17 protein-coding genes are annotated in these 21,295 nt (G+C 47.9%); 10 read left to right on the top strand and 7 right to left on the bottom strand.

All coding sequences use genetic code 11. The features are described from left to right. The gene (locus IE163_RS14710) at positions 1–282 is read left to right on the top strand and encodes a YeaC family protein (RefSeq protein WP_189433746.1); all 282 of its coding nucleotides are present in this window, start codon (positions 1–3) and stop codon (positions 280–282) included. Then, the gene (locus tag IE163_RS14705; protein WP_189433745.1) at positions 272–2,983 is read left to right on the top strand and encodes a DUF349 domain-containing protein; all 2,712 of its coding nucleotides are present in this window, start codon (positions 272–274) and stop codon (positions 2,981–2,983) included. The genes IE163_RS14710 and IE163_RS14705 overlap by 11 nt, the downstream gene beginning before the upstream one ends. Positions 2,984–2,992: 9 nt before the next feature. Here IE163_RS14705 and ansA read toward each other — a convergent pair whose 3' ends face one another. After that, positions 2,993–4,006 carry an asparaginase gene (gene ansA / locus IE163_RS14700; protein WP_189433744.1) on the bottom strand — a complete coding sequence of 338 codons (1,014 nt, stop codon included), beginning with the start codon at positions 4,004–4,006 and terminating at the stop codon, positions 2,993–2,995. A gap of 75 nt (positions 4,007–4,081) precedes the next feature. Continuing rightward, positions 4,082–5,962 carry a signal peptide peptidase SppA gene (gene sppA / locus IE163_RS14695; RefSeq protein WP_189433743.1) on the bottom strand — a complete coding sequence of 627 codons (1,881 nt, stop codon included), beginning with the start codon at positions 5,960–5,962 and terminating at the stop codon, positions 4,082–4,084. Between the two features lie 182 nt (positions 5,963–6,144). On the opposite strand from sppA, the gene IE163_RS14690 reads away from it, so the two are divergent. The 4 genes from IE163_RS14690 to IE163_RS14675 all read left to right on the top strand — a co-directional run bounded on the left by IE163_RS14690 (position 6,145) and on the right by IE163_RS14675 (position 11,790). Next, positions 6,145–8,166: an NADPH-dependent 2,4-dienoyl-CoA reductase gene (locus IE163_RS14690; protein WP_189433742.1), complete on the top strand. Its 2,022-nt coding sequence runs from the start codon at positions 6,145–6,147 to the stop codon at positions 8,164–8,166. A 288-nt stretch (positions 8,167–8,454) separates the two neighbouring features. Next, entirely contained in the window at positions 8,455–9,693 is a 1,239-nt protein-coding gene (glgC, locus tag IE163_RS14685) for a glucose-1-phosphate adenylyltransferase (RefSeq protein ID WP_189433741.1), read from the top strand. A gap of 28 nt (positions 9,694–9,721) precedes the next feature. Then, on the top strand, positions 9,722–11,125 hold the full coding sequence (locus IE163_RS14680) for a glycogen synthase (RefSeq protein ID WP_189433740.1): 1,404 nt from the start codon (positions 9,722–9,724) through the stop codon (positions 11,123–11,125). A gap of 107 nt (positions 11,126–11,232) precedes the next feature. Further along, complete coding sequence (locus tag IE163_RS14675; RefSeq protein WP_189433739.1) at positions 11,233–11,790, top strand: NAD(P)H nitroreductase; 558 nt, start codon at positions 11,233–11,235, stop codon at positions 11,788–11,790. Between the two features lie 158 nt (positions 11,791–11,948). On the opposite strand, the gene asnS is transcribed toward IE163_RS14675, so the two are convergent. The 4 genes from asnS to bioA all read right to left on the bottom strand — a co-directional run bounded on the left by asnS (position 11,949) and on the right by bioA (position 16,269). Beyond that, entirely contained in the window at positions 11,949–13,349 is a 1,401-nt protein-coding gene (gene asnS / locus IE163_RS14670; protein WP_189433738.1) for an asparagine--tRNA ligase, read from the bottom strand. Positions 13,350–13,495: 146 nt separating this feature from the next. Further along, positions 13,496–14,050: a hypothetical protein gene (locus IE163_RS14665; RefSeq protein WP_189433737.1), complete on the bottom strand. Its 555-nt coding sequence runs from the start codon at positions 14,048–14,050 to the stop codon at positions 13,496–13,498. Next, entirely contained in the window at positions 14,047–14,928 is an 882-nt protein-coding gene (locus IE163_RS14660; RefSeq protein WP_189433736.1) for an MBL fold metallo-hydrolase, read from the bottom strand. Before IE163_RS14660 ends, IE163_RS14665 begins: the two co-directional genes overlap by 4 nt. A 72-nt stretch (positions 14,929–15,000) precedes the next feature. Further along, positions 15,001–16,269 carry an adenosylmethionine--8-amino-7-oxononanoate transaminase gene (gene bioA, locus IE163_RS14655; RefSeq protein WP_189433735.1) on the bottom strand — a complete coding sequence of 423 codons (1,269 nt, stop codon included), beginning with the start codon at positions 16,267–16,269 and terminating at the stop codon, positions 15,001–15,003. A gap of 208 nt (positions 16,270–16,477) precedes the next feature. Here bioA and bioB point away from each other — a divergent pair, with 208 nt between their 5' ends. Genes bioB through bioD form a run of 4 tightly spaced genes read left to right on the top strand, consistent with a single transcriptional unit; the run spans position 16,478 to position 20,363 of the window. Beyond that, the gene (bioB, locus tag IE163_RS14650; RefSeq protein WP_189433734.1) at positions 16,478–17,566 is read left to right on the top strand and encodes a biotin synthase BioB; all 1,089 of its coding nucleotides are present in this window, start codon (positions 16,478–16,480) and stop codon (positions 17,564–17,566) included. Between the two features lie 3 nt (positions 17,567–17,569). Further along, positions 17,570–18,736 (top strand): aminotransferase class I/II-fold pyridoxal phosphate-dependent enzyme, encoded by a 1,167-nt coding sequence (locus tag IE163_RS14645; protein WP_189433733.1) that lies wholly within the window; start codon positions 17,570–17,572, stop codon positions 18,734–18,736. Beyond that, on the top strand, positions 18,730–19,629 hold the full coding sequence (locus IE163_RS14640) for a methyltransferase domain-containing protein (RefSeq protein WP_189433732.1): 900 nt from the start codon (positions 18,730–18,732) through the stop codon (positions 19,627–19,629). The genes IE163_RS14645 and IE163_RS14640 overlap by 7 nt, the downstream gene beginning before the upstream one ends. A gap of 35 nt (positions 19,630–19,664) precedes the next feature. Further along, on the top strand, positions 19,665–20,363 hold the full coding sequence (gene bioD, locus IE163_RS14635) for a dethiobiotin synthase (protein WP_189433731.1): 699 nt from the start codon (positions 19,665–19,667) through the stop codon (positions 20,361–20,363). Between the two features lie 97 nt (positions 20,364–20,460). Here bioD and pepE read toward each other — a convergent pair whose 3' ends face one another. After that, the gene (gene pepE, locus IE163_RS14630) at positions 20,461–21,195 is read right to left on the bottom strand and encodes a dipeptidase PepE (RefSeq protein ID WP_189433730.1); all 735 of its coding nucleotides are present in this window, start codon (positions 21,193–21,195) and stop codon (positions 20,461–20,463) included. Positions 21,196–21,295 lie beyond the last annotated feature (100 nt).

Genomic DNA, 21,295 nt, shown 5'->3' with positions numbered 1-21,295 from the left:
ATGGATTTTACCTCGCTAGTCAGCGCTATGGCGCCTGAAACTTACGAAAAACTGGCTGATGCCGTGGCTACTGGCCGCTGGGCTGATGGTACTGCGCTAAGTGATGAACAAAAAGCGCAAACGCTCCAGTTGGTGATGGCTTATCAGTCTAAGATTTTAAAATCTGAAGATATTTTCACTGTTGGCCCGGATGGGCAAATAGTACACAAATCTAAGGCTGAGCTGAAAAAACAATTTTCGGATCCTGCCGCTATTGCAAGGTTTACGCACGATGATCTTTAAACGCTGGTTCAAACCCAAGTGGCAGCATGCTGATGCGGCCATTAGGCTACAAGCAATACAAACACTTCAAGCTACGGATAGCGATCATAAAAATATTCTGCACGAATTGGCGTTTAACGATGGTGCCGAGGCGGTACGTAAAGCGGCATTACACCAACTGAGTGACTTTGCCTTATGGTGGCAAGCCAGCAAGCATGATGCAGCTGAGCGCTTAAGGCTTTATGCTGAGCAACAATTGATTAGCCAGTTATTAGACGGTGAAGTAGAGAGTGCCCTAAAACAAAAATTTGTAGCACAGTGCAACCGCAGCAGTGTGCTGGAACAGTTAGCGTTAAAAGACAGCGATCCGCAGTTACGCTATACCTTACTACAACGTTTAGAAAAATCAGACTTAATACAGCAAAGCCTGCTTGATGCGACTTTTCCAGACAGTTATAAGCGCCAGCTACTTGAGCAAATCACAGATGAAAAACAACTGGAAAAGCTGAGTAAAGTGCTGAGTACGGAATTGGCCACTGAACTGAACGATCGGTTAGCCGCTCTGGCAGAGCAAAAGCAAAAACCAGTAAAGTTACGCAAAGAACTCACCCTGTTGTTGGCAAAGTTGAATGCTTTGCGTGAACGTAATCAAATAGAAGATATCCCGGCATTACAACAAGGTTTGGCAACGCAGTGGCAGCAATTAGCCACAGAGATGGCCTGTTTACCTAAAGATGAAGCCGACAGCATTAATGCCAAATACCAGCAGTTAACTGAACGCCTGGATAGCTGGATTGCGCCCAAACTCGCCGAGCTGGTTAAGGTGCAGGCCGCTGCTGAACAGCAAAGGCAGCAGTTAGCTAATTATCAGCGCCTGCAGCAGGCCATTGTAGCGTTAGAGCAGCAGCTCGCAGCGCAAACACAACAAGGTGGTGCTGGACATGCTGTATTAGACCAAGCGTTAGTTGCGCTGACTGAAGAATGGCGGGTAACAGCGCTTTCCGCTGAGCAACAGCGTAAGCTACAGACGGCGCTACTGCAATTACAACAGCAGTGCCAGCAATTACCGCAAATCGCTGCCACGTTGTTAGCCTTAAAGCAATTGGCCGCAGATTTTAGCACTCAAGAGGTACCACAAACACCTGAGCAATTAACTGAGGCAGAGCATCAACTAAGAGAATTTATCCAGGCTTGGCGTGTTCAAGCTAAGTTGTTGGTTATTGCGATGCCGGCCGAGCTTAATACGCAATTTCAACAGTTGAAACAAGCGTGGCAAGCGGCTATTGAATCACTAAAGCAGCAGCAGCAAAAAGGCGTGAAACAATTACGCAGTAAATGCGCCGAATTTAAGCGTTTACATGCTGCTGGTCGTTATAGAGTTTTGTTTGGACTTTATAAAGGTATCGGTGATGATTACCAGCAATTATCGGTAGTGGCCCAAAGCCAGCTTGAGAAAGAGTATGCTGAGGTCACCGCCTTACATGCCGAGTTAGAATCACTACAGCATTATATTGCTACGCCGCGCAAACAGGCACTACTTGCCGAAATGCAGCAATTAGCCACTGCTGAAGTTACTGATGCTAAGGCGCGGGCTGAGCAAGTGAAGCTTGCCAGAGCCAATTGGAATTCATTAGGTAGGGCAGAGCCGGCACAAGATGAAGAGCTTAATCAGGCCTTTGATCGTGCTTGCGAAGCCGCCTTTGAGCCATGTCGGCAGATTTTTGCTAAACTTGATGCCGAGCGTGCCTTGCATTTGCAGCAGCGTCAGCAGTTATTAGCTGAGCTAACTGTATTGCTAGACACCGAGCTGGAGGTCAAAGCGCTAGATCAGGCTTACCGGCAACTTAGTCAACGCTGGCGCGAAGCCGGTGCAGTGAATCGACGTGACTATCAGGCGTTGCAGCAGCAGTATCAACAGTTGTCTAACACTGTTAGAGAGCGGGTTAATGCCGGGCAGCAGGAGCAAGAAGCTGCCAAGTTAGCCCTTATTGAGGAAGCGAGAGCCGCGTTGGCTTTTGCTGACGGTGCGCAAACTGCTTCGGTACTTAAAGAGTTGCAGTTACGCTGGAAAGCGTTGGGTTTTGCCGGCCGTAAGCAAGATCAGGCATTATGGCTGGAGTTTAGGGCATTGTGCGATACGTTTTTTGCAAAACGTAATGAAGAATACAAAGCACAGCAGCAAGCCGAGCAACAAGCCTGGCAGCAGACCAATGACAGTTTAGTGCAATTGGCGGTGCAAGTTAATCAAGCAGATACGCTTTCGGCTGTCGCAGCATTGCAGGGGCAATTACGACAACTAAATGTGCCGGACAGTGCTGCAGCACGCCAGCAGTATCAACAAGTAGTGCAGCAGTTAGAGCAACGCTTGCAAAGTATTCAGCAACAGCAGCAGCGCACTGACTTACAGGTACTGTTTAGTGCTTTAGCAACGGGAGAGTTAAAGGCTGAGCAATGGCCTGCGGCCTATCGTGAGGCTTTAGCCATTAGCACGCCGGCGTTAAGTCGGCCAGAGCTAACCTTGGCTTTGGAGCTGATTAGTGGCAAAGATAGTGGCCAAAGTAGCTCGGCCGAAAAGCAACAGGTACAGTTGGCGTTATTGTCGTTAAAACATAATGCCGGTCAGCAACTAACGCTTGAACAGCTGTTACAGCAATGGTTAGCGCATGGTGCAGTAGCAGAGCAAGAGCAGCCGCTGTTAAAACGAGTGGCTGCGCTGTTCTAGGATGGGTGCTTAAAGTGTTAATTCGCCACGCAGATCTTGTTGCATCTGCTGGCGAACTTCTTCTGCAGTAAGCGGCTTACTAAGCAAATAGTGTAGCTTGGTCAGCGTCGCTTCTAACGTCATATCAAAGCCACTGATCACACCACTTGCCCGCAGGGCATTGCCGGTAGCATAGCCATCCATATTCACCTTACCTTTAAAGCACTGAGTACAGTTTACTAAGATTTGCCCACGTTCGCTGGCCGCTTTTAGCACTGCTAGCAACTCCTGACGCTGTGGCGCGTTACCTACCCCGAAAGACTTTATAATCAAGGCCCGCACGGGTGCGGCCAGCATATTGCTGATCACATCGGTGGTGATGCCAGGGTAAAGTGTTACCACGCTAATGGGTTGTGGCGTAATCTCGGCTATCTGCAGCGGTAAGGCGGCTGGACTGTTACTTAACTTACCTATGTTCAGCTTGATATGAATACCGGCTTCCAGCAGCGGTGGCAGATTAGGCGAAGCAAACGCATTAAAGCCATCTGCATCGGCTTTAGTTGCTCTGTTACCTCTAAACAGCTGGTTATTAAAGAATAACGCGACTTCAGCAATAGGATAATTTGCGGCCAGGTAGAGTGCGTTTAATAAATTAACCTGACCATCAGAGCGTAGTTGTGCCAAAGGGATTTGTGATCCAGTGATAATCACCGGCTTTTGCAGGTTTTCTAACATAAAAGATAAGGCTGAAGCGGTATAGGCCATGGTGTCGGTACCATGTAACACCACAAAGCCGTCGTACTGCTGATAGTTTGCCTGGATATCTTTAGCTATGCTGAGCCAATGGGTAGGGGTCATATCTGATGAGTCAATCACTGGGTGGTACTCATGGATATCAAATAACGGCATTTCTGGGCGGTAGAATTCGGGCATCCGCTTTACTGTGTCGGTTAAAAAACCTGGTACCGGAATAAACCCCTGGGTCGATTGCTGCATACCGATGGTGCCGCCAGTGTAGGCGACGTAAATACGTTTTCTTTGCATGGATTACCTTAAAAAAAGCAGCATAAAAAAATGCCCGGATAATACCGGGCATTGTAACCAGATTTACAGATGCTGTCAGTTAATCTGGCAGCTTAAGCAGTATGAATAGATACCATTAGGATCGTTAAACTGATTCATTAACACAAAATCTTGTTTAACTTGCTGGGTTAACTGGCGTAAAGCGCGGTTTTGCGGCTGCTCAGTTACACTGGGTAACCAACCTTTGGCTTTAGCACTACCAAAAATATCGGCCAGCAATTGCTCTGTAGGAGACAACTCGTGCTGCACGACGGTGACATCATATTGCGCTAGACCTGCCAGCTCAGCGGCTCTGGCGATGGCATCGTCAAAAGTCCCCAGTTTATCAACTAAGCCCAGTTCCAGTGCTTTACGCCCGGTCCAAACCCGTCCTTGAGCCACGTTATCTACTGCTTCTAAGGTCATATCCCGGTTTTCACCGACCATGCTTAAAAACTCGGTATAGCCACGTTCAATTAACAATTGCATCAAGTCTTTTGCCGGCTCAGTCAGTCCATTGAATACCGGTACACCGGCAGAGAAGCCTGCCAGCTCAGTAGTGCCAACACCGTCGACATTTAAGCCCAGTGTTTGCATGGCGTTTTCAAAGGTATGTAATAAACCAAAGATGCCGATTGAACCGGTAATAGTAGTCGGTGCGGCCCAAATTTCATTTGCTGGCGCGGCAATCCAGTAACCACCTGAGGCAGCTACTGCGCCCATTGAAGCGATAACAGGTTTACCGGCTTCACGTAATAAGGCAATCTCTTGACCAATGACTTCTGAAGCGAAAGCGCTACCACCGCCACTGTCGATGCGCAGTACTACGGCTTTTACTTTATCATCGTGCCGGGCACGGCGTAATAACGCTGCAGTTGAGTCACCGCCAATCATGCCCGCTTTGGCTGTACCATCGACAATCATGCCGCGCGCCACCACAACTGCGACTTTTTCGCTAAGTGGATTATCAAACTGTTTGGCCGGAAGCACCAGTTTAGCGTAGTCGGCAAAGGTCACATGATTATAAGTGTGTTTATCGTTTTTACCTACCACGGCGATCAGGCTGCGGCGGAATTCTTCACGGGTTTGTATGCTATCTACTAGCTTGCTATTTAATGCATACTGACCCAGATCACCTTCAGCTGCTTTGACTTTTTCGTACAGGGCAGTAAAGGTTTCGTCAAAGGTATCCAGCGCGAAATTGCGGCGCTGTGCAACTTGTTGTTTGTAATCTAGCCATAATTCATTTAACCAGGCACCGTTGGCTTCTTTAGCTTCTTCAGACATATCGTTGCGGGTAAAGGGTTCAACCGCTGATTTGTAAGTACCAACCCGAAACACATGGGTGCTGATTTTAAGCTTTTCCAGCGCGTTTTTATAGAACATAGGGTAGCTACCATAACCTTCTAAAATAACGGCACCCATCGGTTCTAAGCTAATCTCATCGGCATAGCTGGCTAAAAAATACTGGTTTTGCGCATAATAAGCACCATAGGCAAAAACCTTTTTACCACTGGCTTTAAAAGCTTCAATCGCTTTACCCACAGCCTGCAGCTTGTCTAAAGAGGCGCCACCTAAGCCAGATAGGTCCAGCACCATGGCCTGGATACGATTGTCTTTACTGGCGTGATTAATCACTTTAATGACTTCAGAAACCAAGACTTCCGGCCGTTCTTCCTGACCGCCTAAACTCTCGTTTAATGCTGCTGAAATAGGATCAACATAACGTTTTTCTTCAACTAAATCGCCACGTAAGTTGAGGTACAGCGCTGAGGTCTCTGCGACCTTAACTTTGTCATCACCGCCAAAAATCGCGGCTGCCAACAGTACTACCAGCAAAATAAAAATAACATTCAGGACGGTAGAGCGGAACCCTTTGTAAACTGCCCAAATTGCGCCAAAGAAGCGCCGAATTAACCCTTTCTTTTTTTCCGACATATCAAGTGTCCTGTTAGCTGACTGCTTAAAAGCAATTACATTTAGAAGTAACCAAGGTTAATGCTAACGAATTCTACGCTAAAGGCGAACCGGAATTTGTAAGAAAATGTATATCTCTTGCTTAAGCTAGCTAAAGCAGCTACATTCTAACGATTTGACAGGTACGACCAGAGAGGCTGAAAGTGGCATATCAACAATTATTACAACCACTGGATTTGGGGTTTACCCAACTAAAGAACCGCGTGATCATGGGCTCTATGCACACCGGTTTAGAAGAGGAAAAGCACGGCTTTACTAAGCTTGCAGCCTTTTATGCAGAGCGGGCTAAAGGTGGCGTAGGATTAATTATTACCGGCGGGATTAGCCCTAATTTTCGCGGGAATTTAGTGCCTTTTGGTTGCCAATTGAGTTTTTGGTGGCAGGTGGCCAAGCATAAAAAAGTTACCGAGGCAGTACATCAGTACGACGGTGCGAAAATTTGCTTACAATTATTACATGCGGGGCGTTATGGTTATCATCCTTTTAACGTGGCGCCCAGTAAAATTAAATCACCAATCACCCCATTTAAGCCAGCGGAGCTGTCCGATAGACAAATTCGTAGCACCATTAAGGATTTTGCCCACGCTGCCAGCTTAGCGAAAAAGGCCGGTTACGATGGTGTGGAGATTATGGGCTCAGAGGGCTATTTAATTAATCAGTTTATCTGTCAGCGCACGAATCAACGCAGTGATAGTTGGGGTGGGAGTTTTGAAAATCGAAGCCGCTTCGCTCTGGAGACAGTAAAAGCTGTACGTGAAAAGTGTGGTGATGATTTTATTATTATTTATCGTTTATCCATGTTAGACCTGGTTGAAGACGGTAATACTTTTGAAGAAGTTGTGGCATTGGGTAAAGCAGTTGCAAAAATGGGTGCAACTTTAATTAACACCGGCATCGGCTGGCATGAAGCTCGTATTCCGACCATTACTACCCGGGTGCCGCGCGCTGCCTTTAGTTGGATCACCGAGCGGGTGCGCAAAGAGCTATCAATACCGGTAATTGCCACCAATCGCATTAATGACCCGCAAGTTGCAGAAGATATTTTAGCGAATGGCCAAGCCGATCTAGTGTGTATGGCTCGGCCGTTTTTAGCGGATGCCGATTTTGTAAATAAGGCTGCAGCAGATCAAGCGGATACCATTAATACCTGTATTGCTTGTAATCAGGCCTGTTTAGATCATATTTTTCAACAAAAGCGCGCCAGCTGTTTGGTAAACCCTCGTGCCTGTTATGAGACTGAGCTTAACTTTACGCCGGCTACTACGCGCAAAAAGCTGGCCGTAGTGGGCGCAGGCCCTGCTGGTTTGGCTTTTAGCGTTTATGCGGCGCAACGTGGCCATGAAGTTCATTTATTTGATAAGTCACATCAGATTGGCGGTCAGTTCAACTATGCTAAACAGATCCCCGGCAAAGAAGAGTTTCACGAAACGCTACGTTACTTTGGCCGTATGATAGAGCTGCATGCCATTAAACTACACCTGAATTCAGTGCAAACTGCCGAGACCCTAGCTGCGGCAGGTTTTGATGAAATTATTCTGGCAACTGGCATAGTACCGCGCGATATTGGCTTGGCAGGGCAAGATCATCCTAAGGTGTTAAGCTATTTAGATGTATTACGCGATCACAAAGCGGTTGGCAAACATGTGGCAGTTATTGGTGCCGGTGGTATTGGTTTTGACGTTGCCGAATATTTAACTGAAGATCACTCGCTGACCTTGCAACCCGATGCCTGGTTAGTGGACTGGGGCGTGGATAAGGCCTATCAGGCACGCGGTGCGTTATTACCCAATAAACAGCCTGAACCGGCGCAGCGTAAAATTTATTTGTTACAGCGTAAAGCGAGTAAAGTCGGAGCTGGGCTGGGTAAAACCTCGGGTTGGGCACATAGGGCCTCGTTATTGAAAAAAGGGGTCGAGATGTTAGCGGGGGTGAATTATGTCAAGGTGGATGACGATGGCCTTTGGATCACTATTGATGATCAGGAACGCTGTTTACCGGTGGACAACGTGATTATTTGTGCCGGACAGGTGCCGTTACGTGAATTACAACAAGACTTGATTGCACAAGGACAAAAGGTGCACCTGATAGGCGGTGCTGATGTTGCTGCCGAATTAGATGCTAAGCGGGCAATACGGCAGGGCGCTGAATTGGCTGCTGCTATATAAACCTCAGAGCCTAACTGATTATCAACATTTCGCGCACATTTTTACCTTAGTTACCGCGGCTGCCCCTAAAAAGGGCAGCCGCGTTGTTTTCAGGCGTAACGCGCACTACTTTAAAGCAAAATTTGATGCTATGGTAATAACAGGCGCTGAGATTACCGGGTTTCAAGCGGTACTACCCATTCTTATTCCAGCCAAGCTTAATATGGATTTTTATGGTATTGGTTTTGCATTTAATTTTTGTAATAAATAAAGCCGCAGCAGCGGCTAACGAAATAATGGGGAGAGCATATGTCTGGAGTGTTAACAATGATTCTGGCGGGCGGCGAAGGAACTCGACTGTCACCTTTAACCTCACTCAGGGCGAAACCAGCAGTGCCCTTTGGTGGTAATTATCGGATCATTGATTTTGTGTTAAATAATTTTGTGAACTCAGATCTATTGCAGATTTTTGTGATCACCCAATTTAAATCACACTCATTAATGAAACACCTAAGTCGGGCCTGGCGAGTAGGTGGGGTTACAAACCGTTTTATCGATCCTATTCCGGCACAGATGCAAACCGGTAAGCATTGGTACCTGGGGACCGCTGATGCCATCTATCAAAATTTGCATTTAATCGAAGGTTTAGACCCAGAGCACGTCTGCGTGTTTGGCGGTGATCACATTTATAAGATGGATGTACGGCAAATGCTGGATTTCCATCGTAACAAAAATGCGAAATTAACTGTTGCGGCCATTCCTGTGCCTGTCTCGCAAGCACATGAGTTCGGTGTTATTGAAGTAGACGAAACAGGCAGGATGATTGGTTTTGAAGAAAAACCAAAAGTTAATCCTAAAACCATTCCGGGTCAGCCTGATATGGTATTAGCGTCAATGGGTAACTACATTTTCGAAGCGAATTGTTTGGTGGAGGTGTTAAACGAAGACGCTAAGCAGGCTGATTCAAAACACGATTTTGGTCATAACATCATCCCGACACTTTTTCCGCAGGGTGAGGTGTATGTCTATGATTTTTCGACCAACAGGATACGGGGTGAATCAGAAAGTAGCGCAGGCTACTGGCGTGATGTTGGTACTATAGATTCCTATTACGAAGCCAATATGGATCTGATCTCTATTAATCCTCCTTTTGATGTCTACAACCGTTATTGGCCATTACGCAGCTATAATCCGCCTATGCCGCCAGCTAAGTTTGTGCATGATCAAACTAACCGAACAGGACAAGCGATAAGCTCGATGGTAGCGGCAGGTTGTATTGTCAGTGGTGCTATCGTTTATCAATCAATACTTGGTTATAACGTGCATGTACACAGCCATAGCTATATCGAAAAATGTGTGTTGATGGGCAATAATGATATTGGCCGGGGTTGCCGAATTCGGCGAGCGATTATCGATAAAGATGTTAAAATTGCCGCTGGTACTGTGATAGGTGAAGATATCGAAGCAGATCGCAAGCGTTTTCATATTTCAGCCGAGGGCGTAGTAGTTATTCCCAAAGGTGCTCGAGTTGGTTTTGATGAAGAATAACGGTCTAAGCAGCCATTAAGGATACATAGTGCGGATTTTGTTGTTATGCAGTGAGTTTGAAGGCTTGATTAAAACAGGGGGCTTGGCTGATGCCTGTAAAGGTATCGCCAGCAGCCTGCAGGCAGCCGGGCATCAGGTAACAGTGATGCTGCCACGTTACAGTAACTTATATAGCCGACCGACGGCGCAGTGGCAGTCGGTGTTTGTTAACCTAGGTGGTGTGGAATACGGTTGTGCAGTCAGGCAGCTTAGGTTTGCCGGTATCGATGTAAGATTGGTTGAACACGATGATTTTTTTCATCGTGAACGACCTTACGATGATGGTAGCTATGGTTATGCAGACAACCCGCTACGCTTTGCATTTTTTTGTAAAGTAGCGCTGGAATGGTGCCGACAACATATGCCAGACGTTGAGCTGATTCATGGTCATGATTGGCAAACTGCCGTGGCGGCAGCGTACTTAAAGCAGCATTATGCTGCCGATCCGGTGCTTGGCAGGGTGCCTTATATTTTTACTGTGCATAACGGTGCTTACCAGCTAACTTGCGATAAAGGCTGGTTTGGTAAACTCGATTTAGCTGCCGGTGATGATCATTTCCTGAATATGTTAGAGCAGGGCGTGCGTTATGCCAGCAAGATTAGCACGGTTAGTAAAGGGTATCGTGATGAGCTGCTAAGTGAACCTGCAGCAAATGGTTTGGCAACCTTGTACCAACAGCGTGCAGCCGATTTTGTCGGAATACTAAACGGCTGTGATTATCAGCAATGGGATCCGGCAACTGATTTAGCCCTGGTGCAGAATTATCAGCAGAGCGATTTAGCAGGTAAGGCTGCGTGCAAAGCGTATTTGCGACACCGCTTCAATTTATCGGAAACTGCGGTTCCGTTATTTGTAGCGGTTAGCCGTATTACTGGGCAGAAAGGTTTTGACTATCTGATCCCCGCTTTACGGCGCTGGCTGCCTAACACTAAAGCCCAAATTTTTATGGTGGGCACGGGTGATCTTCAGTATTGTCGTCAGTTATATCAATTACAGGACGATTATCCTGCGCAGTTTCGGTTTTTTGAAGGTTTTGACGAAACCCTAGCACACCAAACGGAAGCCGCAGGTGATTTTTTCTTAATGCCATCACTATTTGAACCTTGCGGTTTAAACCAACTGTATAGTTTAAAGTATGGCACTGTGCCGCTGGTGCGGTTAACGGGCGGTTTGCGTGATACCGTGACGCCCTGGCCAGCAGAGAATGCCACTGGTATTGGTTTTACTGACGTTAGCATAGAGGCCTTGCTGGCTGCTCTAGAACAAGCCGAACAACTCTACCAACAAGTCAACGATTATCGAGCAGTACAACAGCGGGGTATGCAGCAAAACTTTAGCTGGCAAGCTGCGGTGACTGAGTATTTGGATCTTTATCAGCAGGCGTTAAAATAAGCAGCTTGTTGACTTAGTATGCAGTTGATTGGGGTTAGCGAAATTTGCCGTGAGAAGAAGGTAAATTTTTGATAGCCTGCGCAAAAATATAACGATAGGTTGAGTTTATGGATGCATTAACGCTATTAACGACCCGCTATTCATCGCCACGGTTAACTGAGCCTGCACCGGGTGGTGAGGCATTGGAACTGATCAAACGTGCTGCTATACAAGTGCCGGACCATGGCGCTTTGCGCCCTTGGCGTTTTGTAATTGCTGAAGGACGGGAAGCGTTAGATCGTTTGGGCGATATTTTTGCCGAGGCAGCGATTGAAGAAGATCCCAGTATTTCAGTGGAAATGCAAGAGCGCGCCAGGCAATTACCGCTTAGGGCGCCGATGGTGATTACGTGTATTGCTAAAGTGATTGAGCATCCTAAGGTGCCTGCAGCCGAGCAAATACAGTCTGCGGCTTGTGCTGTAATGGCCATGCAGCAAATGGCATTTGCTTTGGGCTTTGGTGGTGTGTGGCGTACCGGTGCTTATGCCCAGCAGGACTACGTTAAGCAGGCTTTTGCTTTACAGGCAGATGACGAGATAGTGGGTTTTCTGTATCTGGGCACCAGCACTGCAGCTGCGCCACAACGTACCCCGTTAGATCCTGACAATTATTTTAGTCAGTTTTAAAGCTTAGCACTTTTAAAGCTCACTTTGGTAAAAGGCTAGTCTGCTGCGAGTTAGCCGCAGTATTGGTAGTATGATAAACAATAAACCCGCGAAATCGCGGGTTTATGCTGAGCGTTAATAATTGATAGCAACGCTCAGTCTAACGCCATTAGGCTGATTTAGAACTCAGCATTGCCCGGGGTACGTGGGAAGGCGATAACATCCCGCACGTTACCCACGCCTGTGACATAAGACACTAAACGTTCAAAGCCCAGGCCAAAGCCAGAGTGGGGCACGGTACCGTACCGGCGCAGATCTCGGTACCAGCTATAGTCTTCTTTATTCAAGCCCATTTCGTCTAAGCGGCGATCGAAGTGCTCTAAACGCTCTTCCCGCTGGCTACCACCAATAATTTCGCCAATACCTGGAGCGAGTACGTCCATCGCGGCTACTGTTTTACCGTCATCATTTAAGCGCATGTAAAAGGCTTTAATGTCTTTCGGGTAATTTTGCATAATGATAGGACCACCAATATGCTCCTCGGCTAAATAGCGTTCATGTTCAGATTGTAAATCGACACCCCATTCCACTGGGTATTCAAATTTCTTACCACAGTTTTTCAGGATTTCGATAGCATCGGTATAGTCCATCCGCACAAAGCTCGAGCTAACGACTTGTTCCAAACGTTCAATGGCTTTGGGATCGATACGCTCGGCAAAAAAGGCCATATCATCGGCACGCTCAGTCAGTACGGCTTTTAAAACATACTTCAGCAAATCTTCAGCTAACTGCGCAACATCTTTTAGCTCGGCGAAAGCCACTTCAGGCTCAATCATCCAGAATTCAGCTAAGTGACGGCTGGTGTTAGAATTTTCCGCACGGAAGGTGGGGCCAAAGGTATAAATTTTCGACATGGCACAGGCATAGGTTTCGCCGTTAAGCTGACCTGATACGGTTAGATAGGTTTCTTTACCAAAGAAATCCTGGCTAAAATCGATTGCGCCTTTGTCATCACGAGGCAGGTTTTGTAAGTCCAGGGTACTTACCCGGAACATCTCACCGGCACCTTCAGTGTCTGAACCAGTAATAATCGGCGTGCTGATCCAGTAATAACCTTGCTCATGGAAAAATCGATGAATAGCCTGGGCTAAACAATGACGCACCCGGGTTACCGCACCCATGATATTGGTGCGTGGACGTAAATGGGCATGCTCTCGTAGGTATTCCATACTGTGGCGTTTTGGTGCCATCGGATAGGTATCCGGGTTTTCAACCCAGCCAACTACTGCAACATGGTCCGCTTGAATTTCAAAGGCCTGGCCCTGACCTTCAGAGCGGGCGATAACGCCTGAAACGATGACTGAACACGATGTGGTCAGGCGTTTAATTTCGGTCTCGTAATTATTTAAATTTGCTGGGGCAACAGCTTGCACCGCGTCGAAGCAGCTACCGTCATGAACGGCTAAAAATGAGATCCCAGCTTTGGAATCGCGGCGGGTGCGGATCCACCCTTTAACAGTGATCTTTTCGCCGATGGCGTAACGACCAGCTAACACATCTTTGATTACGGCGTGCGTCATGCAAACAACTCCCGAGCGTGCAATAGGGGGTGAGGGCAGGCCCTCTGATTTTAAAAGCAGTAATGATACTGTGCCAGTAGCTGAACACAAGCAAAAAATGGCGGCTATTTTGAAAAATAAGCGCAGTAGGAGCGAGTAAATCGCAATTAAGGTATGGCTGTTTGAGTTATTTGCACCGAGATTTGTTGTAAGTTGGGCAAATAGAGCAGGCTGCGCCTATCTTCACTTAAAATAACTTTATTATTAGCCTGCCAGTTTCGGCTAAAACGCCGGTCACTATCAAGCACAAAGGCAGTAAGGTTGTCGCTTAGCGTGAGCCGCTTTCCGTCAGCCAGTGCTGCCAGCAAAGTGAGTTTAAAACCCTGCTGTGCGTTTAGCGTTCCTTGTTTGTAGGTAGCACTCAGGGTAAAACCGTTTAACAGCAGTTCGTTACTACCACTGCGAAGATTACGGCCGCTAAGTAAAATAAGGTTACCAGTTAAACCAAAATGCTGCATATTGGTTTGCCAGACACTGCCATCGTCCAGTGTCATAGTGTTACCCTCATGCGCGGCCAACCGGGCAACTTTATACTGCAGGGGTTCACCCGGCTGCAACGGTGTTTGTTGCGCTGTCACACTGAGGCTGATACCGGCGACTAAGCCGGTAACGATTTTAGTGGCATGGCGTAGCATAAAACGCTGAAGAACCCTTTGACTCATTGCGGTTGCGTTGCCTGATATAATGTTCTAATCCAACGTGCTTCGGTAATAAAGTTCCAATGCCAGCTTTTAAATTTTTCACCTAAGCCTTGTGTAATCATTTGTTCTTCTGTTAGGCCTTGCTCGCGCATTTGTTGTACCTCTGCCAGCGTTTGCTCTAGCATCGACAGTTCTGCTGCTAAACCGGCTTTATTGGTCAGCTCGCCATGACCAGGGATCACCTGAGTGTTGTCATCAATTTTCGATAACACATAACGAGTATTTTCAATATATTGCTGCACATTTCCACCATTACTGGTGTCGACAAACGGGAAACGGCCCTGAAACATTAAGTCGCCCATATGCACAATATTCTGCTCCGGAAACCAGATCAGGATGTCGCCATCGGTATGGCTAGCCGGCATAGGTTCCAGTATCAGTGTTGTAGAACCATGTTGTAGCGTAGTGGTTTGCTCAATGGTGGTTTTAGGCAGGCCGGCAGGATCAAAGTTAGCGTTGTTACTTAAGCGTAGCTGCACATTTTTGTGGGCAATAATATTAGCGTTTGCTGCCAGTGCGGCGTTACCGCCAACATGATCGCCATGCATATGGGTATTAATAAGTGTCGTTAACTCACCTTGGCTTAAAGTGCTGAGCTTGGCACGAATTTTATCGGCAAGTTCAGCATACTGGCTATCTATTAGCAGCACGCCATCAGGGTTCGCTACGGCAGCCATATTGCCACCCGAACCTGTTAACATAAAAATATTTTCTGCAACGGGCGTCGCGCTAATTTCAATATCCTTAAAACGGTCGGCTATCGCAAACTGGCTGGTCAGTAATAGCGTTGCGGCAGTTAAACCAGCGCAAAGCGTAGAGAAAGCATTAACACTTTTCATTATGAGTTCCTGTTGTTAGCTAAGTTATTGCTCTACGTACGTTATAAGGTGCAGTACGGATTATCGACTAGTTTATCGGCACACTTCGAACATAGCTTGAGTCAGTTTTGTTAATTGTGCCGCAGTGATGATAAAAGGAGGCATAACATAGATCAGGTTATTAAAAGGCCGGATCCAAACGCCGCGCTCGACAAAAGCAGCTTGTAGCTTCGCCACATCTACCTGCTCGTGCATTTCCAGTACGCCAATAGCACCGAGTACCCGCACAGCCTTTACTTTAGCAAGTTGTTGGCAAGGTGCAAGTTGCTCGGTTAATTGTTGTTCAATAGCCGTTACCTGTTGTTGCCATGTACCGCTGGCAATCAGTGCTAAGCTGGCAGATGCCACCGCACAGGCCAAGGGGTTTGCCATAAAGGTAGGGCCATGCATTAAGCCACCTGCTGCACTTAAACTGATGCCGCGTGCAACTTCATCTGTGCAGAGTGTGGCGGCTAACGTCATATAGCCGCCACTTAAGGCTTTACCCAAACATAGGATATCTGGGGCGATGGCGGCATGCTCACAGGCAAAGAGTTTTCCGGTACGGCCAAAGCCAGTGGCAATTTCATCTGCAATCAGCAATACCTGATATTGATCGCAAAGGGCTCTGGCGCGGCGTAAATATTCCGGGTGATAAAAACGCATACCGCCGTAGCCCTGAACTATGGGTTCGAGAATGAGCGCGGCAATCTGTTGATGCTCAGCCTCTAACAATTGGGCTAGCGGTAGCATGACATCCGGATTAAAAGACGCATGGAACGGGCAGTCGGGTGCCGGTAGAAAAAAATGCTGAGGTAACAGTTCGCTAAACATACTGTGCATGCTATCCAAGGGATCGCACACCGCCATGGCCGCAAAAGTGTCGCCATGATAGCCCTTACGTAAACTAACTAGCTTGGTTTTGGTAGATTGTGCGCTGGCTTGCCAGTATTGCAATGCCATTTTAATAGCGACTTCTACCGCGATTGAACCGCTATCGGCCAGAAAAACTTTGGTTAAATTGCCAGGGACCATCGCTAAAATTTGCTGACAGAGCCGAATGGCTGGCTCGTGAGTAATTCCACCAAACATGACGTGTGCCATTTTATGCAGCTGGTTGCTTACTGCGGCATTTAACAGCGGGTGGTTATAACCATGTACGGCAGACCACCAGGACGCAGTGCCATCCACCAGCCGTTGCCCGTTTTCCAGTTCTAATTCGCAACCATTGGCAGCAACCACAGGGTAAACCGGCAGCGGCGATATCATAGAGGTGTAGGGATGCCAGATATGTTCGCGGTCAAAAGCTAAATTTATGCTCATAATATAATCACTAGTAAAGTTTTGCTGGTGGTCAGCGTTGACAACTTGATGGCTGGCGCTAGACTAGCTGAAAAAAGCCATTTGCTCAAACCGCATTGCACCTGTTTTTTCTGAAAAATGCAGGAATGTACCGGTTGTCACTTGTTGTTTTGCGGTGGTTTGAGTCGGTGAGTAAAAAACGCTTATCACTATTTCCATAGGAATTTTTATGCAGGCTACCTCCAGCGCCATCAATGCTTCAAGCACGACGTCTACTCAGGTTTCTTCCGTTCGGCATAACTGGACGTTGGCCGAGGTCAATGCCTTGTTTGCGTTACCTTTTAATGATTTACTTTTTCAAGCACAAACAGTACATCGCGCCCACTTTACGCCGAACGAAGTACAAATTAGCACCTTATTATCGATTAAAACCGGTGCCTGTGCCGAGGATTGTAAATATTGTCCACAAAGCGGCCACTACAATACCGGTTTAGAGCGCGAGCGTTTGTTAGAGGTGGAAAAAGTGCTAACGCAGGCGCAAGCTGCGAAAGATAAAGGCGCCAGCCGCTTTTGTATGGGGGCGGCCTGGAGCAACCCTAAGCAAAGGGATATGCCTTATATTATTGAAATGGTGCGTGGAGTTAAAGCCATGGGCCTGGAAACCTGTATGACGCTTGGCATGTTAGACTCAGATCAAGCAAAGACCCTAGCCACAGCAGGTTTAGATTATTACAACCACAACTTAGATACCTCGCCGGAGTTTTACGGTGAAATTATCACTACCCGTACCTATCAGGATCGGTTAGATACCCTAAGTCATGTGCGTGATGCCGGCATGAAGGTCTGCTGTGGCGGTATTGTCGGCATGGGTGAAAGTGCCAATGATCGTTCTGCCTTATTAATGCAATTGGCTAACCTGCCGGAGCATCCGCAAAGTGTGCCGATTAATATGCTGGTTAAAGTAAAAGGCACACCACTGGAAAATGTGGACGATTTAGATGCCTTTGAGTTTATCCGCACCATTGCGGTGGCGCGTATTATGCTTCCTGAAAGTCATGTTCGTTTATCGGCAGGGCGTTCGCGCATGAATGAACAAATGCAGGCGCTGTGTTTCTTTGCTGGTGCCAACTCTATTTTTTACGGCGATAAACTCCTTACGACAGAAAACCCTGAAGCAGATGCCGATATGCTGCTATTTAAAAAATTAGGTATTAACCCGGAGCAGCGGCAGGATGTGTCGGATGAGGCACACGAGCTGGCATTGGCTGATGCTATTAAAGAGCAGCAAAACCCGCCGCTGTACCACGCTGCAGGTTAAGACATGCAGCTAGCACGCCTACAGCAGGCGCTGGCAGCGCGGCAGCAAGCAGGTTTGCGGCGGCAAAGTCAGGCGTTTACTCAGGTACAGGGTAGGCTGTTGCACTGTAATGGCAAGGCTTATTTAAACTTTTCGGCCAATGATTATTTGGATCTGGCCAGTGATAAGCTGTTGCAAGGGGCTTTAGCAGAGGGAGCCAGCCGCTATGGCGTTGGCAGCACCGGCTCACCATTGGTTACGGGGCATCACAGTGCGCATGCCGATTTAACCGCACAGTTGGCAGAGTGGTTGGGGTTTGAACGGGTGCTGTTATTTAGCTCGGGCTTTGCTGCCAATCAAACCATGTTAGGTAGCCTGGCGGCAGAGTCGGATCTGTTGCTGCTGGATAAACTCAGTCATGCCTCCTTAATTGATGCGGCTTTGCAGCATAAAGGCCGGTTTAAACGCTTTGCTCATAATGATCTGGCGGCGCTGTCTCGGCTGCTGCCAGCAATTCCCGGTGCAGATAGCCATAGCTTAGTAGTCACCGAAGGTGTCTTTAGTATGGATGGCGATAGCCCGGATTTAACAGCGATGGCCAGGCTTTGTGCTGAGCAAGATGCTGCTTTGTTGCTGGATGACGCACATGGGCTTGGCGTCTTAGGCGAAGAAGGCCGTGGTAGCTGGTTTGCACAGGGTCTGAAGCCTACCGATCTGTATTGCTACATGGCTAACTTTGGTAAGGCGCTTGGTGTTGGCGGCGCTTTTTTGGCCGGTCGCAAAACTCTAATCGATTATATTGAGCAGTTTGGCCGCCATTACATTTACAGCACGGCCTTATCACCAGCGCTTTGCTGTGCGGTGAGTAAAAGCATCGAGTTAGTGCGAACTGAGCAATGGCGTCGCGATAAACTGTACGACAATATTGCACTGTTTCAACAGCGGGCTGCCGCGGCGGGTTTACCTTGTTTGGCGGCAACTGGTGCTATTCAGGCGGTGATGCTGGGCAATAGCGAACACGCCGTCGCGGTAAGCCAGCAGTTAAGAGAGCAAGGGATTTGGTTAACGGCTATCCGGCCACCAACTGTCCCGCCAGGTACCGCCAGATTGCGGGTTACCCTGAGTGCGTCGCAACAGCCAGCAGATATTGAGTATTTAATTAAGATGTTACAACAGGCCTTATTATGTTAGCTGTGGCAGATCTGCCGATTATTACGCTTGAGCATACCGCTCTTGATTACGCAATCCCTGAGGGGAAAGATGTTGCGGCTTGCTTTAGTAAAGCCGCAGCCAGTTATAGCGGGGCAGCCCGTTTGCAGCGGCAAGTTGCTTATAGCGCGTTAGCCGCGCTAATAGCTAGCCGCCAGAGCTTGGGCCAGCAAGATCTGGGGCATCTACTGGATTTAGGGTGTGGCCCGGGCTGGTTGCAACCCGAGCTATGTCAGAAAGCAAAGCGCGTTACTGCCGTAGACTTAAGCGCTGGCATGCTGGCGCAGGCTGCACGTCAGGGGCTGGCCATTGATTATCTGTTGGCTGATGCGGCTGCCTTGCCACTGGCTGATAATAGCGTGGACACAGTGTTTTCAAGCCTGATGTTACAGTGGTGTCCAGCCCCTGAGCGGGTTTTTACCGAGGTAGCGCGCGTATTAAAACCGGGTGGCTGCGCAGTATTAACCACACTGGTGGCGGGCACCTTAGCAGAGTTAGCACAAGCCTTTGCATCAGTGGATCATCATGCGCATATTCATCCTTTTCTTAATACCGCTCAGCTTAGTGCGGCAACCACTAGCACTGCGCGCGGGATCTTAGATTGGCAACTGGACTCAGCCTGCTATCAATTGCCTTATGCAGATATTTTTACCTTAGCGCGTGAACTCAAAGCGCTGGGCGCCAGCCATTTAGCGCGCAGAGCGCAGCAAGGTTTAACGGGCAAAGGGTACTGGCAAAAAGTGGCGGCAGCTTATCCCCAACAAGCCATGCCAAACGCCTTGCTTGCCAGCTATCACGTTGTGCAACTGTTGGCGGTTAAACCAGCAGAGGGTAGCCCAAAAACAATTAGCCAACCTCAACGCGCCCTACGCTAAGTGAACTTTTTAGTTTAGTTATCAGGAATTCTAAAATGACAAAACGCTTTTTTGTTAGCGGCACCGATACCGACGCTGGGAAAACCTTTGTCAGTTGCTTGCTATTGCAGGGCTTTAGCCAGTTGGGCCTATCGGCTATTGGTGCTAAGCCAATTGCCGCAGGTGCTGAGCCCGCTCAGAACGGGCAGCTACAAAATAGTGACGCGTTACTGCTAAGGCAGTACTCTGGTATCGCGTTACCCTATCAGCAGCATAATCCCATTTGTTTAGCCCGGCCTGCGGCACCGCATTTAGCGGCCGCTGAGCTGAATCAGCTATTAGATGAGCAGCAGTTAACTGCCAACATAGAGCAATTGGCACAAAGCGGTGCAGAGCTGTTGTTAATTGAAGGCGCCGGTGGTTGGTTATTACCGCTATCCAGAGAGCGCTATCTGGCTGATTGGGTTGCCGCACAGCAATTACCGGTGGTGTTAGTGGTGGGAATAAAGTTAGGTTGTTTAAATCATGCCATGCTCACCGTGCGTGAAATTGAGCGCAGTGGTTGCCGCCTGGTAGGCTGGATAGCCAATATTATGCAACCTGAGATGTTGTTTTTAGCAGAAAATATTGCCGATTTGACCCAGCGTATTACCTCGCCTTTGTTAGGTGTTGTACCATTTCAGCCTGAGAGCGCCGGGCAGCCCGCGCTGGCAACACAGCTGGCCAGCGCCTTAGTAGCTCAACTTGCAGATTAGGCTGTTTTGTCCCGGTAAACTTAGGCAAGCCATTGTGTGCTAATGCCGCTTGCCTGAAGGCGCTTCCGTGTGGCGCGATTAACTGATGACATTAGGGTTAGCCGTGATTGAGCAGCGGCTGTGGCAGTACACTGTTAAAACGGCGACTTAATTCAGTATTTACCGCAATCGCATGTTTTTCACCGTTTAAAAACCAATAGGCACCAGCTTGACCTAATACCCTGACATCATCTGCCTGGCAATGTAAGGCACAGCCTTCCGGGATCCCAACCACTGGGGTTTGTGGATTGAGCACCATAAACTCGGCTAAGCGCATATCGCGGGTTTCGCCATGAAAATCGGCTGGTACGAAGTCGGTGTAGTGTGGATTAAGCTGGGCATTAAGAAAGTGTAAGGCCGCAAACGATGGGGGTTCTATAATTGGCATGTCGTTAGTGGTCCGAATACTGGCACCGGCAATATTCGCACCGGCACTCCAGCCAATATACGGCATGCCAGCGGTTACGCGTTCTTGAATCGGTTTAAGAATGTCATTTTTATACAATAGGTTAAGTAATTGGAAGGTGTTGCCGCCGCCAATCATTATTGCTTCTGCCTCGTGTACTGCTGTTTTAGCACAAGCAAACTGGTGGATGCCGTCAACCCTGATTGCTAAGCCGCTTAATGCCTGTTGCACCCTGGTAAGGTAGGCATCATGGCTTAACGTAACACCGGCATAAGGGATAAATAGCACAGACGAAACCGCGTTAAGGTGCTGTCGGATCCAGTCTAAATTGGGTGCCAGATACTCGCTGTTATTAGCGCGAGAACTACTAAGGAGTAATAAATTCACAAGAAACCTCAGCTACAGGAAGTGAGCAATTTTGCGCTATTGTACCGGAAGCAGGACACTTTTTCTTACAACTTTTCATCTTCCTTTAATGTAACCAACA

The sequence above is a fragment of the Alishewanella longhuensis genome, assembly GCF_014653435.1.
GTDB classification, from domain to species: domain Bacteria; phylum Pseudomonadota; class Gammaproteobacteria; order Enterobacterales; family Alteromonadaceae; genus Alishewanella; species Alishewanella longhuensis.
Note: the sequence above shows the minus strand (reverse complement) of the source record. Positions and strands in the feature narration are given on the sequence as shown.